The sequence below is a fragment of the Parajatrophihabitans canadensis genome (genome assembly GCF_053764775.1).
This window is the reverse complement of sequence record NZ_CM132445.1, coordinates 1,881,756-1,899,328: the sequence shown is the minus strand read 5'-3', so window position 1 is coordinate 1,899,328 and position 17,573 is coordinate 1,881,756. Positions and strand designations below refer to the sequence as shown.

The window sequence follows — 17,573 nt, the reverse complement described above, 5'->3', positions numbered from 1 at the left end:
GAGCGGGCGTCCACCTGACGGCCCCAAGCCCTGTCCGCAGGTGTTGATGATGATTCGAGATCGTATGAGGAGACCGCGCACGTGCCCTGGAACAAGAACGGCGACACCGGTGGCACGCACCCGGCGATCATGGCCGTTGCCGGGCTTCGCGGCTACCAACCCGGTGACATCAATATGGTCGCCGGTTTCTATTGGCGATTGACCAACCAGTCGAGCGCGTTCACCACCGACTACATCGTCGACGCTGGCACCGTCGTCACCTTCACCGAGAACAACCCGCGGCTGCTGAAATTGGCCATCAGGACCGGGCTGCTCACGAAATGCAAGGGCGAGAACGGCCTCGCCGCGTATCGGCTCCTCGAGGATCCCGAATTCGTCCACATCCGGACGAAGGCTGAGATCCAGCTGTCGCGGCAGCAGAAGGCCGACACCAACAACCTCCGCCTTGCTGTACCGGTTCGGTTCCGCGACGGCGACCTGTGCCGTTACTGCCAGGTCGTCACCGCGTGGGCCGGCCGCATGTCACCCCGCCGCGGCACGCTCGACCACCTGCATCCGGGCGAGGAAGCGACCGTCGACACGATGGTCGTCGCGTGCACGCACTGCAATAGCCAGATGCGTGATATGGCCGGCGAGGAACGCGAAACGCTGCTGCCCGCGCCCGACGTCCCGTTCTACACCCAGACCACAGCGAAATGGCTGACCAAGAACGGCCGCCCCGTGGAACCGAGCGGCAACACCAACCAGCGACCTGACACCCAGCCGGGCCACGCGCAACCCGAGACCACCGAAACACGAGCGCAGCGACCCAGCACCCAGCCGGGCCACGCGCGCATCGCGGCAAGCGATCCGACCAAACCCGGACCCCGCGCCGGCACAACCCAGCCCCGCACGCACGCGAATCGATCCCCGAATAGCAATTCGAATTCAGAAACTCATCGCGAGGGAATGCATTCGGCTGGGTCGGGTAGGGACGGGTCGGGTAACTCCGTACTTAGCTCTACCCCCGTGACATCTAGCAAACGACGACGCAAACGCAGTCGTCGTTCACGTGGAGCACCCGAATGACCAAACGCAGCAGACTCAGGAACAAGCAACCCGCCCTCCCGCCACCGAAGAAGACAGATCCGGTTCAGGACCTGATCGATATCCAGGCCGACGAGCTGCTCATGCTGTGGCGCATCCTTCCCGCCGCGCTGGCCCGCGATTCGGTCACCTCATCGATCGGCGGCGAGCGGCATGGCACCGGCGGCGCGAAAGGCTCACCCGCTGGCCTGAACTTCCAGGTCCTCGAGGTGGCCAGCATCATCGAGACCGGCCTGACACAGCTATCGGCCGAAGCGACCGCGATCCTCCATGAACTGAACCCGGCCCACGGCCCGACGCACCTGCTGTGCGACGACCCGTCGTGCGAGGACCTACGGCGGCCACTTCGGCGGACACCGTCGCAGATCATCACCTCGATCCCGCGATGGCACCGCGAACTCGCACACCGCGGCCAACCTCTCGCGCGCTACCTCGCCAAGGACCTGGCGGCGTGGCTGAGGATGGCCCAATCAGCAATCGGCATCCAGTCCCACGACACCCGTTCAGACCTGACCTGCCCACACCACCCCGACGCACTGACCGGCCTGCTCGAGGTCGGACCGCAAGCTCGTCTCAACCCGACACTGCTCGCTGGCCCACCGGGCCGTGACTGGATCATGCGCGGCGGCGAGTGGGCCTGGTCATCGACAACCGGGCAGCCGGCGTTCGTGTGGCAGGCAAGCGGCGCGATCCGATGCCCACGATGCAAACGAACCTGGACTACCGTCGCGGAACGCCGCGCACTCGCCAAGGAGGCAACCCGATGAACCTGGCCGACTTCCTACTCGACCGCGCGCAGGAGGACATGACGCACGCGGCGAACTTCCGCGCATGGCTGGCCGAGACCGGCAACACCATCGTGTGGGGCGGCACCTCGCTAGTCGATCGGATGGAGATCGAGATCCTCGCCAAGGGCCGCGTCGCGCAACGGCTCAAGGCATTCGACGGCGCCGAGATGACACTCGATCGACTCGACATCAGAGGACGCTTGGCTGGGTTCAACGCGACAATGTTCGCAGCCAGGTGCCTGGCGCTGGCGTACGCAGACCACGAGGACTATGACGAGCAATGGCGATTGTGAGGCGTTGACCTTGATCCTGTTCGTGGTGATCATTGCCCTACTCGTTGTCGGCGCAATGCTCGTCGGCTACGTGATCCTGCGGCACCTCGCCTCAAAGTGGTGACCGGACTATGACTCACGACGACCAGCTGCTGCTCGATGGTCCCGCGATCGCCGTTGCGCTCGGCCGGCATCCTGATCAGATCAGGCGTTGGGCATCCGATGGTCTCATCACTCGACGCGGCCGCGATCGCAACGGCCGCACGCTGTACGACTACGACGAAGTCGAGGCCGTGGCGCTGTCGAAACCGACACGCACACGCGCACGGGTGTCAGCACTCCCGTCCGACAATGGTGTTTAATCACAGCTGAGTGCAGTGCCATCACTGTGTCCAAGGCCCGGTCAATTGATCGGGCCTTCGTCATGTTCGAAGGTGATCGCGGTGTAACGATGGCCGAGTTCCTGACCGACCACCAGCTGCGTGTGCGTAAGCGTCAGGTCCTGGCCGTGGCCACACACTGCGCGCTGTGCGGCAAGGCGCTCGACTTCGACGCACCACCTCGCACACCGTGGTCGCCTTCGGTCGACCACAAGCTGGCCCGCGAGCTGGGCGGCGACGACTCCTGGTCCAACCTGCAGCCGTCCCACTACGGATGCAACGCAGGCAAGGGCTATAAGGCGACACCACCCATGCGGACATCACGAATCTGGTGACCGATGCACCCCGGGGGCGGGTAAAAGTCTGGCCCGTAGGCGGTGTTCTCGACCCGCTGTGCATGTTTTTTTCTCCCCTCACGCGTTTGGGGGGACCTTCGGAAGGCGCGCCATGGATCTGCTCGACCACGGCGGCCGCCACCACCCGCGCGAGGGATGCGAGCTATGCAGCTCGTGGCCCGACTGGTGGCGTGACCTCGCCATCAGACTGACGATCATGGGAGAGATCATGACCAGCAATCAGGAACACCTCGACACCGACATAAAAGGCTTGACCGATGGATTCAAGTCCCTCGAGGACGTGATCACCGGCCTCAAGGCACAGCCGGGCGCCGACGCGCTCGACTTCAGCGCGGCCGACCAGCTGCTCGCCTCGGTCCAGGCCGCGGTCGCCGCCGATTCCCCAGCGCCGGCCGCGCCCGTCGTCGTGCTGCCGCTGTACGAGTTCGCCGGCGACGACCAATTGTCGATCGATTCGACGCAATGGTCGCTCGCCGACGTCGCGGCGACCGATGGCCACGCGCTCTATCACTTCGCCGGCGACGTCGACGCGAACGCGACGGGCGCCTCGGCCGAATGGGTCGTCTACACCGGCTCGACGACGCCGGTCACGCACTAACAATTTGGGGCCGCGGGCAGATTGACGGCGCGGCCGGCTGAAGTACTCCACCGATCCAGCTGCCATCGGTGGAGCCCTAAAACGCTCAGAAAAAACTCCCCGTACCTCCGTACGGCATCCTGCATTGGGTCTCGCTGATGGCGCATCGTTTACCTCGGCGGGGTACGCGGGCAGTCGAGCGGGCGACCCTTGAGGAGCTGTACTCGCTGGAGTCTGTGAACACGGCTCCGGGCCAGATTGCCCTTGCATTAGCGAGGCATTTGGACGACGGCGCGGGCATGGCGGCGGCGGCGATCGCGAAGGAACTTCGTAACACGCTGCTGCAAATCAAGACTGGCGGCCAGGTCGATGACGGCGATCCAATCGCGATTTTCCTCTCACGTATCCGGTCTCCGAGCCCAGCCGAGGTTCAGCACACCGAGAACGCTCAGCCGGTCGACGTGGGGCGGCCCAGCGGCGGAGATCGCGAAAGCGATGGGCAAACCGCTGATGCCGTGGCAGCGCCACGTTCTCGACGTCGCCCTCGAGATCGATCCGGTGACCAAGCTGCTGGTGTACCGGGAGTGCCGACTGACGGTGCCGCGCCAGCAGGGCAAGACGCAGCTGATTCTGATCCTGGCGATCTGGCGGGCGCTCGGCCTGGGCGAGCCGCAGAACATCGTGTACACGGCGCAGACCCGAAACGACGCTCGGCAAAAATGGGAAAAGGACCACGTCGAGGAGCTGAGACACTCCCCGTTCAAGAGCCTGTTCGAGATTCGCCTCGCAAACGGAAGCGAAGCGATCCGTTGGCGTAACGGCTCGAACCACGGCATCACGTCCTCGACGGAGAAGGCCGGTCACGGCTCGACCATCGATCTCGGCATTGTCGACGAAGCGTTCGCGCAGATCGACTACCGCACCGAGCAGGCGATGAAGCCGGCCATGATCACCCGCGAGCAGCCGCAGCTGTGGGTTGTCTCGACTGCGGGCACGCAGGAATCGATCTACCTGAACGAGAAGGTCGAGGACGGCCGCGCGCGAGTACTCGCCGGCGCCACGGATTCGGTCTGCTACTTCGAGTGGTCCGCTCCCGAAGACGCCGACCCGGGCGACCCGCAGACCTGGTGGGACTGCATGCCGGCACTCGGCCACACCATCACCGAAGACGGTGTCCGCGCTGAGTACGAGGCGATGAAGGTGAAGGCATTGCGCGAATTCAAACGCGCGTTCCTCAACCAGAAGGCGGACCGCCCAGCCTCACCGCCGCCGATCGATCCGGAGCTGTGGGCAGAGCGCGGCGTCGACCCTGATCTGGTCGACGTCGAGGACCCGGTCGCCTTCGCGGTCGATGTCAACCCGGAACGCTCGTACGCGGCGATCGCGACGTTCGGCATGGCCACCTCGGAAGAAGTCGACGGCCGGTTCGAATTCGGCGAGCTGGTCGAGTACCGCCCCGGTATCGACTGGGCGGTTCCGCGGCTCGCTGAGCTCAAAGCTGAGCACAACCCGAAGGCGATCGCGTTGGACCCGTCCGGCCCAGCCGGTTCGCTGATCCCCGCGCTGCAGGCGGCCGGCATCGAACCGTTGCTGATCACCGCCCGGGAGATGGCCCAGGCGTTCGGCTCGTTGAAGGACGCGACCGTCGCGGAGGACATGTTCCACAGCGAGGGACAGCCGGCGCTGGACGCCGCGATCGCAGGCGCTGTGATCCGCGAGTTCGGCGACGGCCCGTCGAAGCTGGCCCGGAAAGGCTCGGCGGCCGATATCTGCCCGCTGGTCGCGCTCGTGGCGGCCCGGCAGGCCTGGCAGACAGCCGAGGAGCCCGAGGAGATAGCCGAGTTCTCGGTCTTCTTCATGGACGACCTGGAGCTGTGCGACGAGTGCGGGAAGAACCCGCACGAAGACCCTGACGGTGAGCACGATTTCCTGTGCGGCCAGTGTCGAGAGGACACCCGAAAATGAGTGACCTGCTCCTGATATTGGGCCTCGTGCTGATCATCGTCGCCGCGTTCCTGTTCTCGGTCATCGCCGGTCTGTTGCTACTCGGCGTCGGCATGCTCGTCGTCTCGTTGGCGCTGAGCGACGGCAAAGGACTTACGCTGTGGCGCTCCTGAACCGCGCGATCCGCAACGCCCGGGCGATGATGCGCGCGGCCGAATGGGGCGACTCCTCGATCCCGCCGAACTCGGCCGGCACGGACTTCTCCTCGAGCCTCGGCGGCGCGAGCGGTGAAGGTGCGGCGCTCGGCATCTCGACCGTGTTCGCGTGTCTGAAGGCGCTGCACGACGATGTGACGACGTTGCCGTTCATGGCCTACGAGGGCGAGCGATTCGGGCCGCATCAGCCGCTGAAGATCCAGCCCAGGATCGTGACCGAGCCGTTCGGTCCGGACGTCGCGCCAGAGGTCGGTTTCGGGCAGTTGGCGTACTCGAAAGCAGCCCGCGGTAATGCGTACGCCTTCGTTGTGGCGACCGATCCGAAGACTGGTCTGCCGGATCAGACGACGATCCTGCACCCCGACGCTGTGCACCCGACGCGGGACCGCAAGGGCGTCAAGTGTTTCAAGATCGGCCCCGAGACGTACTACTCGGACAAGGTCATCCACATGACCGGCCTGATGCAGCCCGGCGCGGTCGCAGGCATCGACGTCCTCACTGCGCAGCGGCTGCTGTTCGACCTGGCGTTGAAGGTCGGCCAGTATGCCGACGGATTCTTCGGCGGCGGCGGATCACCGGCCGGCGTCATCTCAGTCAAGGAGTCAGGCAACCGCAAGAAGGCCCGCGAGGTCAAAGAGGCATGGGAAGCCGGGCACGCCGGCGTCGCGAACGCTCACCGGCCCGCGGTGCTGTTCGGCGGCGCGACGTGGCAGCAGCTGTCGGTGTCTCCCGAGAACGCGCAGTTCCTCGAGACGCGCAGGTTCCTCCGCGAGGAGGTTTGCGGCCTGTACAACGTGCCGCTGCACCGCATCCAGGCGATCATCGACAACGCCGCCCAGGGTGGCGGCAAGGGCCTGGATGCTCTGGACGCCGGCTACATCCGGCACGGGATCCTGCCGCTGTTGCGCAGCATCGAGATCGCGTGGAACCGGATGATCCCGGGCGGCCTCGGTTCGTGGACCGGCTTCTATGTCGATGAGTTCCTCCGAGCCAACGCCTCTGACCGGGCGACGATCGCGAATCAGCAGCGTGTCTCGGGTATCCGCACGATCGACGAGATCCGCGCCAGCGACGGCCTCGAGCCTTACCCCGATGGTCTCGGGTCGAATCCGTTCTCTCCGCTCAACTCCAACGCATCGCCAGCCGGCGGCGCAGACAACGCACCGGCGCCAGGGAGTACTCCATGAAGAAGATCCGTAACGGTGGTCTCCGGGAATTCGAGCAGCGTGTCCTCGACGGCGACGTCCGGGCGATGCGTGCGCTGGTGCGCCAGGCATCCGGGCCGAACACCCTCGACCTCCCGTTCCACAACGTCGCGCTGCGCGCAGCACCCGACGGCACCGGCGGTTCGCGGCTGCTGTTCACCGGCTACGCCTCGATCGTGGACACCCCCTACACGATGTGGGATTGGCTAGGCACCTACGCCGAGGTCGTCCGCGGCGGCGCGTTCACCAAGACGCTCAGCGAGAACCCCGACACGATCTTCTGCCTGAACCACGGCTGGGACAGTGCGCCGATGGCCCGCACGAAAGCGGGCACCCTGCGCATGGGCGAGGACTCGACCGGCCTCGCGGTCGAGGCTGACATCGACGCGAAACGATCGGACGTCTATCAGGTCCAGTCGGCGATGGACGCCGGCGAACTCGACGCGATGTCCTTCGCGTTCTACGTGATCCGGCAGATGTGGTCACCCGATTACGAGCAGCGCGACATTCAGGAAGTCGACCTGGACGGTGGCGACACGTCGATCGTCACCTGGCCGGCGAATCCGGCGACCACGGGCACCACGGCGCTCCGCAAGCGGGCAGCGCAGGCCCTGGCCCGCTCACGTGTGCCGGCGCTGATCGTTGAACGGGCCCGGGCCGAGAAGCGCGCAGGCGCGACGCTCAGCGCCGCGACGATGACGACGCTGCAGGAAGTCCTCGACCTGATCAGCGATGCCGACATCGGTCTGGACGCCGCGCAGCCGCTGCTCGCCGAGCTGATGGGCGTTCCCAATCCCGACGACGACGGCGAAACCGACGACGTGTCCGACGACACGGCGACGGATGACGAATCACAAAGCAACTCCGGCCCGCATCCCGCGGACGTCAGAGCCCGGCTCGCGCTTCTAGCCGTAGCCGCGAAGTAACGCACCACCCCGCAGCACGCCGGCCGCCCACGCCGGACGCCTGACATGGCGCACCACCTGGGACGGATCACCTGCCGCGACACAGCAGTGACCCACATCCAATGACCGTAAGGAGCAATCCGCCATGTCCAAGTCCACTCTGCCGATCCACCCACGGACCGGCCTCGAGGCCATCGGCGTCACCCGCCGCGGCCCCGTCTGGCCCGCGCTCGGCGGTGAAGCCGGCGTCCTCGAGGCGACCCGCGAACGCCGCGACGCACTGTCCCGCCAGATCGATGAGGCTCTGGCCGCACCGATCCCGGAGGACCGCACCGAGGCCCGAGCGGCGAACGACGCCGTGCAGACCCTGATCGAGGAGCGCACCCAGCTCGACGAGCGGCTCCGCGTCATCCAGGAGCAGGAAGCCCGACGCGCAGCGGACGCTGACGTCCAGCGCCGGCTCAGCGGCGGCGTCGATGCACTGGGCCAGCCGCGGGCCGTCATCACCCGCGAGCCGCGCACCTACGACTCGTACCAGCGTTCGTCCTACTTCCTCGACCTGGCCCGCGTGCAGCTGCAGCGCGGCGACGGCGACGGCGGTGTCGACGCGGCCCGTGACCGGCTCGCCCGGCACGCCAAGGAATTGTCGATCGAGCTGCCCGCTCGTGAGGCACGCCGCGACGAGGCGGCCCGTGAAGGCACCGACCACGAACTCCGTCGCAGCGGCTACAACCGGCGGGCCCGCGAGAATGCGTTCGAGAAACGGGTCAACCCGAACCGCACCGACGGCCAGGGCGGTAACTTCGTCCCGCCGCTGTGGCTCATCGATGAGTACATCGACCTGCCGCGGTTCGGCCGGACCACGGCCAACCTGTGCAACACGATGGCGCTGCCGTCCGGCACCGACTCGATCAACCTCCCGAAGGTCGCCTCGGGCACCACGGCCGCCATCCAGGCAGCGGATGCGGCCGGGGTGTCCTCGACCGACCTGACGGACACCTCGGTCAGCGCACCGGTCCGCACCATCGCCGGTCAGCAGGACATCGCGATCCAGCTGCTCGACCAGTCGCCGATCTCGTTCGACGAGGTTGTAATGGCGGATCTGCTCGCCGACTACAACATGAAGCTGGACCTGCAGGTGATCAACGGATCCGGCACCAGCGGCCAGGTCACCGGCATCCTGAACGTCTCGGGTATCAACGCGGTCACCTACACCGACGCGACCCCGACGCTGCCGGAGTTGTGGGTGCCGCTTCTGCAGGCCGCGTCCAAGGTCGCGAACCTCCGGAAGATGCCGGCCACCGGCACGGTCATGACCCCGTCGCTGTGGTACTGGGCCCTGTCCCAGCTGGACAGCACGAACCGCCCGCTGCTGGTGCCCAACACCAACGCGATGAACTCGATGGGCGACAACGGTCTCCTCGAGGCGGACGGCCCCGCCGGCATGTTCACCTACGGCCTGCCCGCGTTCCTCGACGGCAACATCCCGTCGAACCTCGGCGCCGGCACGAACGAGACCCGCAGCATCACCGCTCGCTGGCAGGACCTGTTCCTGTGGGAGGGCAGCATGCGGACCCGCGTCCTGTCCGAGGTGTTGTCCAACACGCTGCAGGTCCGGATCCAGGTCTACAACTACGTCGCGTTCATGGGTAACCGGCGTCCGGAGGCCATCTCCGTCATCGCCGGCACCGGCCTGATCTCACCGGCCGGCTTCTAGCCAGACGTGGGTGGCGGGAACCTGCCGCTAACTTGTTCCCGCCACCCACCCTGACCGCGGCACACACCAAGAATCCCCAGAGGAGAGAAGGACGTCATGCGACGCGAGCAGTACATCAGCGGTTTGAAGGACGAGAAGGCCAGCCTCGAGCAGCGGCCCCAGAGCGACACCCGCGACCGACGCCTGGCCGAGGTCGACGACCAGCTCGACCAGTACGGAGAGAAACCCCAAGGCCGCCGCCGCGAGAAGCGATCGACCGAACCGACCCCGCCACCTCCGCCCGCACCACTAATCGACCCGGCGCCCGCGGACTGATTTCGACGCTGTTCGGGAACTTTGACAGGAGCGAGCCGTGGCATTCGACGTAGGAGATCCGGTCCCGCTTGCCGTTGCCGTCACTGACAGCAGCGGCGCCGCGGCGAATGCCACGCTCGTCACCTGCACCGTCACGCTGCCCGATGGCGTGACAACCGTGAATGTCACGGTCACGAACCCCTCGACCGGTACCTACGTCGGCGCCTACATCGCAACAGTCCCAGGCAGGCACACGGTCCGCTGGGTCGCGACGGGCCTGAACGCTTGCACGTACTCCGACGTGTTCGAGGTCGCGGCCGCTGACCCGGGAATGCTGATCAGCTTGGCGCAGGCCCGCTCAGCGCTGCGCCTGCCCGGCTCCGTGAGCGCTTCGCAGCGGATCGACGACGAGGACCTGCGGGAACTGATCATGGCCGCCACAGGGCCCATGGAGGACCTGTGTGGGCCGATCCTGCCTCGGCAGTGCGATGAGACCCACGACGGCGGCGGCGTCACTGTGCGGCTGCTCCAGGCGCCGTGCATCAGCATCACCAACGTCGTCGAGTCCTACGGTGCCGGCTACAACCGGACCCTGACGCTCGAGACGCTGGACGGTAACGGAGCGTTCGACTCGTTCGGCTACACCGTCGACCTCGACGACGGGATCCTGATGCGCCGGATCTCCGGCGTGGCCGCTCAGTTCATCGGCGGCCGCCGCAATATCCATGTCACCTACGTCGCCGGCCGGACCGTCATATCGATGCGCCTCGTTCGCGCGACCCGCCGACTAGTGCGCTGGTTGTGGCAGACCGAGATGCAGGGCCAGCGGCCCACGAACTCCGGCCCAGAGCAAGTGACCTACACCCCGATGGGCTTCGCCGTACCGAACGCGGTGGTCCAACTGTGCGGCGACGAGCGCCGGATCCAGGGCGTGGCCTGATGCAGTCCGTCCCCGGCGTCTGGGACGCCCTCTACAGCGCGCTGCAAACGTTGTTCCCGGCACCGGCGTACGTCTCGGCGGGCGACCCGGGCGAATACCAGCCGGACCTCATCATCGCCATGATGGGCATCACCTCGCCCACCACCCGGCCGACGATGGGCACGAACCGCAGCCGCGAGGAGATCGCCGACCTGACGCTCGTCATCTCCGCGTACGTCGCCGGCGGCGCGGAGGCCCAAGCACCCGCGATCGACGCCGCCTACGTGGCGTACGGCCAGCTGGTGGCCTATCTGCGAGCCACCCCGAACGAGAAGCTCGGCGGCTCCTGCTACGACTCCTGGGTCTCGTTCGGGTCGATGGTCCCGTCGACGAGCTGGGAACACGTCGAGGGCCTGGCCGATCCAGTGCCCGCCGGCCGAATCGCTGATCTCACCTGCACCGTCACCGCGAAAGTCCGCTACTAGCCCGGAGGATTCCGTGCCTGTCATCAAGAACATCAATCCCCTCGGCCAGGTCGACCTTCCGCTGATCATGCGCGAAGGTGACCCGCTCGACGAGCACGGCGTCGGCTGCCTCGAGCCCGGCGAAGAATTCGAAGTCACCGCCGAGCACGCGCGGATGCTGCTCCCGCAGACGCTCAACTACGAGCCTGTCGATGCCGAAGCGCATCAGATCCTCGAGGCGCTCCAGGCCGAAGCCGAACCGGCCGAGGACCCCGTGCCGGCCGACCCGGCGGCGACACCTGCCGCCGGCGAGGACACCAGCACACCGCCGGCCGCAGGCGATCCCGCGCCGGCCGCCGATGCCGCAACTCCGAAGGGTGAGGCCCAGTAATGGTCAGCGCACAGGATGCCTCGATCGGCTTCGGGACGGAAACGACGTTCAAAACGGCGGTCACAACCAACCGCTGGCTCGAGTACGTCGACGAGTCGCTCGACTGGAACAAGAACGTCAAGCAGGGAAAGGGATTGCGTGTCGGCGGCCGCGTGGCGCGCTCAGGCCGGCGGACGGTGCCCACTGCGGACGGCGGCGGTGACTTCACCACTGAGTGCGTGTCTAAGGGCATGGGCTTGCTGTTCTCGTACCTGCTTGGATCCGGTGTGTCGACGTTGGTGGCCGGCAGCACCTTCCAGCAGGTGTTCACCCTGGCGGATCTGCTGCCTTCGTTCACGCTGCAGAAGGGGCTGCCGCACGTCAACGCCGACGGCAGCTTCACCGTCGACCCGTACACGTTCTTCGGTTGCACCGCGGACTCGTTCGAGCTGGACTTCACCAGCGGCGACATCTTGTCGTTGAAGGCGACGATCGATGCCGCGGACCTGACAACGGCTACGGCGTATGCCGCGCCGTCTTACGCGGCCGCGCCGAACCTGTTCCACTTCGCCAACGCCTCGCTGTCCTCGGGAACGTTGACGCCACCGACCGCGACGGCGCTGGCGAGCGCCACGACACAGATCGCTGACATTCGCAGCGGGTCGTTGACTCTCAACCACAACACCGCGCAGGACCGGTACAACTTCGGCGGCGGCGGCCGCAAGTCGAAGCCGACCGTCGGTGAGCGCGATATTGCGTGCAAGCTCGTCGGCGAATACGACTCGACCGCCTACCGCGACGCGGTGCTGAACGAGACGCCGATGTGCCTGCTGTTCAACTACACCGCCAGCTCGCTCAGCACCGGCCTCGAAACGCTGCAGGTCGTCGTTCCCGAGGTGAAGTTCGACAGCGAGCTGCCCAAGACGAACGGCACCGATCTGATCACTCAGTCGATGTCCGGCGTGGGCCTGGACAACCTGACCGCGGCACAGCCGATCTGGATCGTGCTGCGCACCTCTGACTCGGCGCTCTGATGCCTGTAGAGGCGAACGAGCAGTTCACCGCGGCCGCGAAAGCCCTGAACGAGGCGGCGGATAAGACGATCCGCACAGAGGTGTACGCGGCGTTCCGGCGGGCAGCCAAGCCGCTGGGTGAGTCGATCATTCGTGAGGGCTCGGCCGAGCTGCCGCACCGCGGCGGCCTAGCCGCCCGGGTCGCCAAGGCGAAGCTGGCCCAGTCAAACGCGACGACGGGCAACAACCCTAAGGTTGCGATCTCGCTGAAGGTCCGCGAGGGCTACTCGCTGAAGTCGATGGATGCCGGCACGATCCGGCACCCGGTGTTCTCCCGCGCTGACCGCACGCAGGTCTGGGTGAAGCAGTCGATCCGCTCCGGAGCGTTCACCCGTCCGTTCGAGGCGGGCGCGGATCCGGTCCGCAAGGAAGTACTCACCGCGCTCGAGAACGTGGCGCGGCAGATCAGGGACGGCACCGCGCGCGGCGCGGGTACGGCCCTCGGCAACCAAGGCGGCTAGATGAAGTTCATGATCGGAGATCGTCTCTACAACGACGCAGCGTTGGATCAGCTGTCGTTGAAGGACATTCTGATACTCGAGATGGAGACCGAGAAGCTCGGCCGGCCGCTGAAGTTCGCGCAAGTCCAAGGCTGGGCCGAGGAGTTCAACCGCCTCGCCGATCGGATGGCGGACAAACGCGCGACCGCGGCCGTGCGGGCCGAGGCGGAGAAGTCCCTGACCGAGCACGAGGGCGCGCTGTGGGTCACGGCGATCACCATCTGGGCGTCCCGCAAGATCGCAGGCGAGGAGATCACGTTCGGCGCGGCGATCGATTTCCCGATGGGTAGCCTGCGGATTCTTCCTGAGCCGGAAGATCGGAAGGCGCCCGCGGACCCTACGCGAGCCCGACCGGGTTCCGGTCGGGCCGCAAAGCGTCCAGCCGGCAAACGCGCCACGAAGTCGACCTCGAGAAAGCCGTCTACAGCCGGCTGACGCTGATCTGCCACCTGTGGCCGTCGATCTCGCCGTGGAACGTGTGGGACCTGAAGTACGGCGAGTGGCGGCTATTCGCGGCCGAGGCCGACGCCTACAGCGATGAGATGAAGAAAGCGCAGGGCTGACCTCGTGACCGATATCTCGTTGAAGTACCTGCTGTTCGGCGAGGACCGCACGGCCAGCAAGTCGATGAAGGGCCTCGCCGGCGAATCAGCCAAGACGGGATCCTCGCTGAAGACGAGCGTCGTCGCCGGCGCGGCTGTAGCCAGCGCCGCGATCGTGGCGTTCGGCAAATCCTCGGTGGACAAGTTCAAAGAGGTCGGCGGCCAGACCCAGGGCCTGATGCGGATCATGGGCGGCACCGCCGAGGAAGCCTCGAGGTTGCGGTTCGCGGCCGACCAGTCCGGTGTCTCCTACGAGACGTTGTCGAAGTCGACCGGTAAGTTCGAGAAGGCGCTCGGCGCCTCGCTGGGTAGCGGCAAGGCCACCTCGGCGATGATCAAAACCCTGGGTTTCGACTTCCGCGACGCCCAGGGCCACGTGAAGCCGATGAGCGATATTCTGCCGCAGCTGTCGGACAAGTTTTTGAAGATGCCCGCCGGTGCGGAGAAGACAGCGCTGGCGATGCAGCTGTTCGGTAAGTCTGGTGCGGACATGTTGCCGTTCCTGAATAAGGGCAGCTCCGCGATCGCGGCCCTGGAGAAGCAGTCCGACAAGTACGGCCTGACGCTGACCGGATCGAACCTCGACGCGTTGAAGAAGTCCAAGGCTTCGCAACGGGAATGGAACGCGAGCCTGCAGGGTCTGCAGGTCCAATTCGGGGCACAGATCCTGCCGCTTCTCACCAGCTTCACCAGCTTCGTCCGCGGCCAGATCATCCCTGTCGTGATCGCGGTGACGACCTATTTCCAGACCCACAAGAACATGCTGGTCCTGGTCGCGACCGCGATCGGTCTGATCATCACTGCGATGACGATCTCGGCGGTGGTGACTAAAGCCTCCGCGGTGGCGACCAATCTGCATACCGTGGCGAGCGGTATCGCCAAGATCGCGACGGCAGGCTGGGCCGCGGCTCAGTGGCTACTCAATGCCGCGATGTCCGCGAACCCGATCGTCCTGGTGGTGTTAGCCATCGTCGGCTTGATCGCGATCATCGTGCTTATCGCGACGAAAACAGACTGGTTCCAGAGACTGTGGTCGGTCGCCTTCCACGCGATCCAGACTGCGGCGATGGTGGTGTGGAACTGGGTCAGGGCGAACTGGCCGCTGCTGCTGGCGATCCTCACCGGCCCAATCGGTATCGCGGTACTGATCATCACCCGCAACTGGGGTGCGATCAAACAAGGCGCGAGCGATGTGAAGAACTGGATCGTGAGCTCGTTCAACAACGTCGTTAGCTTCTTCTCCGGCCTCGGCGGCCGCATGCTCGCAGCCGGTAAGGCCTTCATGTCGTCACTGTGGACCGGCATCCGGTCGGGCGTGGGCAACGTCGGCGGTTTCGTCGCCGACATCGGATCGGCAATCCGCAATGGAATCAACGGGATACTGCACCTGCCGATCAACATCCCTCGGATCAATACCCACATCCCAGGGATCGGCACCGTCGGCGGCGAGACTCTGATTCCAGCGCTGGCCAAGGGTGGCGTCGTGACCAGGCCAACGGTCGCGCTGTTCGGTGAGGCAGGACCGGAGGCAGTGATTCCGTTGAACAAGTACAAGGGCGGATTCGGCGGCGGCGGCGACGTCTACAACATCAACATCACGCACCCGCTAGGTACAGACGACGCGATCGTCCGCGCGATCGTTCCAGTACTACAGCGGGCCAGGGCGCGCAACGCCTACGTACCGGGATCGATCTGATGGCATTACCCGCAGGCCTGAAACTGGAACTCAATCTGACCGGCACATGGATCGACGTGAGCGGCGACTACGACGGCTCGCCGATCACGTTCAAGTTCGGTCGCTCGTCCGACGTCTCATCGACCCCGCAGGCGGCGTCGATGAGCTGTCGGTTCAACAACGGCAACCCGAACGTCAAGGGCGCCGGCGCCTACACACCGGGCCGCCAAGTCCTCGCCGATGGCGTGACGCCGCACCCGTTCTGGCCCTCGCTCACGGTGCGCAAGCAGATCCGGCTGTCCTACACGCCAGTTGCGACTCGGATCGACCGGTTCACCGGCTACATCCGGCAGATCCAGCCGACTCTGGGCGCGGACGGCTATACCGCCGAGTCTTTGTTCTCGGCGTCCGACCGGACCGACAAGCTGTCAAAGGTCACGCTCGACGCGCCGCTGATGACCGAGATCCTGCAGGATTCACCGTTCTTGTTCTTCCCGCTGACCGAGCCCGCCGGCTCGATGCAGGCGCTCGACGTGGCCAGCGGCCAAACGATGTCCGTCGTGCAGTCGGGCGCCGGCGGACCGTTGGCGTTCGGCGACGCGGGTCCCGGATCCAGCGACGGCACCGGCGTCAAGTTCGCGCCCGCCAGCCTCGTGAACGGCCAGTACCTCCAGTCAGGCGTGCCACCGTTCCCGAAGTTCCTCCCGGCGCTCGGCGACGGCGCCGAGATCTGGGTCCGGGTCCTGTCAGCGCCGGCGTCGACGACCGCGTTCTTCAGCATCGAGGACGCCGGCAGCGTCGGATTGAACGGCGCACCCGCGGGCCTGTCGCTCGAGGTGAACTCCGCCGGCCACGTCGTGCTCGACAGGTCCGGCGCATCACCGGTCACGATCACCTCGAGCGCCTCGATCGCCGACGGCGGATGGCACCTCATCAGCTTCACCCAGGCCGTGTCCTTCGGCGTCAACAACTACGAGCTGTTCGTCGACACGGTCTCCCAAGGCACCGCGACCTCGCTGTATGGCGATGAGATTTACCGGGTCACCGTGGGCCAGAGCTCGCTGTCGACCAAGTCCTCGGCGCTGTTCACCGGCAACATCGGCTACCTGGCATGGTTCGGCATCGGCGGCGCCGGCAACAACGCATGGAACCCTGACCGGGTCGCCGCTCGGTACGCAGCGGGCCGCGGTTACTACGGCGACACCAGCGGCACCCGCATCAAGCGGTATCTGGCCGCGGCTGGTCTGACCTCGGCCGATTGGGATATCGACCCTGGCAAGGCGATCCTCAACACGTACCCGCAGGCCGGCAAGTCGGTTGTCGCCGCGTGTCAGGACGTCGTGGCCAGCGAAGGCCCGGGCGCGGTGTTCTACGTGGCACCGAACGGCAAAGTCACCTTCCGCGATCGGACGTTCCGCAAACCCGGCGCGCCGATCCTGACCGTCGACGCCGGCGCCGACCTGGGCGTCACCTTCGCGCCGTCACTCGACGACCTGGCGCTGATCAACCAATCGACCGGGTCACGCTCAGCCGCCTCGGGCAGCCTGTCGACCCAGACCGCCGCCGATGACGCGTCGATCGAGGACAACGAACTGTCGAGCGAACAAGTCACGTCCTACGCGACCACCGACAGCGACGTCCTGCAGCTGCTGCAGGCGCGCGTCTCGGCGAACGCCAACCCGGGCTACCGGACGCCGCAGATCACGATCGACCTGCTCACCGCGACGACCGCCGGCCTCTACACCGCGTTGGCCGCGCTGCAGGTCGGCTCGCGGATCCGGGTCACCTCCCTCGACGCGACCGTGTCTCCGTCCACCCAGCTCGATCTGATCGTCGAAGGCTGGACCGAAACGATCGCGGCCGACCAGTACACGATCGTGCTCGACACCTCGCCGGCGGACAACCCGGCGACGATGGTCCTCGACGACACCTCCTACGGCAGGCTGCAGTGCTCCGGCCAGACCCTAAACGCCGCCATCACCGCGACCGCGTCAACGATCGTGATCGCGACCAGTGACGGGCCGACGTTCACAACGGTTCCCGCGCGGTACCCGCTGAGCACCCAGATCGGCATGGAGGTCCTCACGCTGGTCAACCCGCCGAGTGGCTCCGCCAGCCCGCAAACGTTCACCGGTGTGCTTCGTGGTCAGAAGGGCACCCCAGCGGCCGCACAGGCCGCCGGATCCATCGTCAATCTATGGCCCACGGCCACCCTAGCTCTGTGAGGTCAT

The 17,573-nt window shown here is 66.2% G+C and carries 20 protein-coding genes; all 20 read left to right on the top strand.

Annotated features, from left to right (window positions below):
- The first annotated feature begins 81 nt into the window (after positions 1 to 81).
- Positions 82 to 1,068, top strand: a complete 987-nt coding sequence (locus ACSMXN_RS09335) for a hypothetical protein (RefSeq protein ID WP_022911591.1) — start codon at positions 82 to 84, stop codon at positions 1,066 to 1,068.
- A complete protein-coding gene (locus ACSMXN_RS09330) occupies positions 1,065 to 1,853 on the top strand; it encodes a hypothetical protein (RefSeq protein ID WP_022911590.1) in 789 nt (262 codons plus the stop codon). The genes ACSMXN_RS09335 and ACSMXN_RS09330 overlap by 4 nt, the downstream gene beginning before the upstream one ends.
- Positions 1,850 to 2,167, top strand: coding sequence for a DUF6221 family protein (locus tag ACSMXN_RS09325; RefSeq protein WP_022911589.1), 318 nt, complete (start codon positions 1,850 to 1,852; stop codon positions 2,165 to 2,167). Before ACSMXN_RS09330 ends, ACSMXN_RS09325 begins: the two co-directional genes overlap by 4 nt.
- A gap of 110 nt (positions 2,168 to 2,277) precedes the next feature.
- Positions 2,278 to 2,508, top strand: coding sequence for a hypothetical protein (locus ACSMXN_RS09320; protein ID WP_022911587.1), 231 nt, complete (start codon positions 2,278 to 2,280; stop codon positions 2,506 to 2,508).
- Between the two features lie 89 nt (positions 2,509 to 2,597).
- Positions 2,598 to 2,861, top strand: a complete 264-nt coding sequence (locus ACSMXN_RS09315; protein WP_196811124.1) for an HNH endonuclease signature motif containing protein — start codon at positions 2,598 to 2,600, stop codon at positions 2,859 to 2,861.
- A 112-nt stretch (positions 2,862 to 2,973) separates the two neighbouring features.
- Entirely contained in the window at positions 2,974 to 3,480 is a 507-nt protein-coding gene (locus tag ACSMXN_RS09310) for a hypothetical protein (RefSeq protein ID WP_022911585.1), read from the top strand.
- Positions 3,481 to 3,954: 474 nt separating this feature from the next.
- Entirely contained in the window at positions 3,955 to 5,424 is a 1,470-nt protein-coding gene (locus tag ACSMXN_RS09305) for a terminase large subunit domain-containing protein (RefSeq protein ID WP_051148723.1), read from the top strand.
- Positions 5,421 to 5,576, top strand: coding sequence for a hypothetical protein (locus tag ACSMXN_RS09300; protein WP_022911583.1), 156 nt, complete (start codon positions 5,421 to 5,423; stop codon positions 5,574 to 5,576). Before ACSMXN_RS09305 ends, ACSMXN_RS09300 begins: the two co-directional genes overlap by 4 nt.
- The gene (locus tag ACSMXN_RS09295; protein WP_022911582.1) at positions 5,564 to 6,805 is read left to right on the top strand and encodes a phage portal protein; all 1,242 of its coding nucleotides are present in this window, start codon (positions 5,564 to 5,566) and stop codon (positions 6,803 to 6,805) included. Before ACSMXN_RS09300 ends, ACSMXN_RS09295 begins: the two co-directional genes overlap by 13 nt.
- Positions 6,802 to 7,749, top strand: coding sequence for an HK97 family phage prohead protease (locus ACSMXN_RS09290; protein WP_022911581.1), 948 nt, complete (start codon positions 6,802 to 6,804; stop codon positions 7,747 to 7,749). Before ACSMXN_RS09295 ends, ACSMXN_RS09290 begins: the two co-directional genes overlap by 4 nt.
- 124 nt (positions 7,750 to 7,873) lie before the next feature.
- The gene (locus tag ACSMXN_RS09285) at positions 7,874 to 9,445 is read left to right on the top strand and encodes a phage major capsid protein (protein ID WP_022911580.1); all 1,572 of its coding nucleotides are present in this window, start codon (positions 7,874 to 7,876) and stop codon (positions 9,443 to 9,445) included.
- Between the two features lie 96 nt (positions 9,446 to 9,541).
- Positions 9,542 to 9,760, top strand: a complete 219-nt coding sequence (locus ACSMXN_RS09280; protein ID WP_022911579.1) for a hypothetical protein — start codon at positions 9,542 to 9,544, stop codon at positions 9,758 to 9,760.
- A 37-nt stretch (positions 9,761 to 9,797) separates the two neighbouring features.
- The gene (locus tag ACSMXN_RS09275) at positions 9,798 to 10,679 is read left to right on the top strand and encodes a hypothetical protein (RefSeq protein ID WP_022911578.1); all 882 of its coding nucleotides are present in this window, start codon (positions 9,798 to 9,800) and stop codon (positions 10,677 to 10,679) included.
- The gene (locus tag ACSMXN_RS09270; protein WP_155958237.1) at positions 10,679 to 11,143 is read left to right on the top strand and encodes a hypothetical protein; all 465 of its coding nucleotides are present in this window, start codon (positions 10,679 to 10,681) and stop codon (positions 11,141 to 11,143) included. Before ACSMXN_RS09275 ends, ACSMXN_RS09270 begins: the two co-directional genes overlap by 1 nt.
- A 13-nt stretch (positions 11,144 to 11,156) precedes the next feature.
- Positions 11,157 to 11,513 carry a hypothetical protein gene (locus tag ACSMXN_RS09265; RefSeq protein WP_022911576.1) on the top strand — a complete coding sequence of 119 codons (357 nt, stop codon included), beginning with the start codon at positions 11,157 to 11,159 and terminating at the stop codon, positions 11,511 to 11,513.
- Positions 11,513 to 12,526 (top strand): phage tail tube protein, encoded by a 1,014-nt coding sequence (locus ACSMXN_RS09260; protein ID WP_022911575.1) that lies wholly within the window; start codon positions 11,513 to 11,515, stop codon positions 12,524 to 12,526. The genes ACSMXN_RS09265 and ACSMXN_RS09260 overlap by 1 nt, the downstream gene beginning before the upstream one ends.
- The gene (locus tag ACSMXN_RS09255; RefSeq protein ID WP_022911574.1) at positions 12,526 to 13,026 is read left to right on the top strand and encodes a hypothetical protein; all 501 of its coding nucleotides are present in this window, start codon (positions 12,526 to 12,528) and stop codon (positions 13,024 to 13,026) included. Before ACSMXN_RS09260 ends, ACSMXN_RS09255 begins: the two co-directional genes overlap by 1 nt.
- Complete coding sequence (locus tag ACSMXN_RS09250; RefSeq protein ID WP_022911573.1) at positions 13,027 to 13,500, top strand: hypothetical protein; 474 nt, start codon at positions 13,027 to 13,029, stop codon at positions 13,498 to 13,500.
- Between the two features lie 132 nt (positions 13,501 to 13,632).
- Positions 13,633 to 15,363 carry a phage tail tape measure protein gene (locus tag ACSMXN_RS09245; protein ID WP_022911572.1) on the top strand — a complete coding sequence of 577 codons (1,731 nt, stop codon included), beginning with the start codon at positions 13,633 to 13,635 and terminating at the stop codon, positions 15,361 to 15,363.
- Positions 15,363 to 17,567 carry a LamG-like jellyroll fold domain-containing protein gene (locus ACSMXN_RS09240; RefSeq protein ID WP_022911571.1) on the top strand — a complete coding sequence of 735 codons (2,205 nt, stop codon included), beginning with the start codon at positions 15,363 to 15,365 and terminating at the stop codon, positions 17,565 to 17,567. Before ACSMXN_RS09245 ends, ACSMXN_RS09240 begins: the two co-directional genes overlap by 1 nt.
- Positions 17,568 to 17,573: the final 6 nt, after the last annotated feature.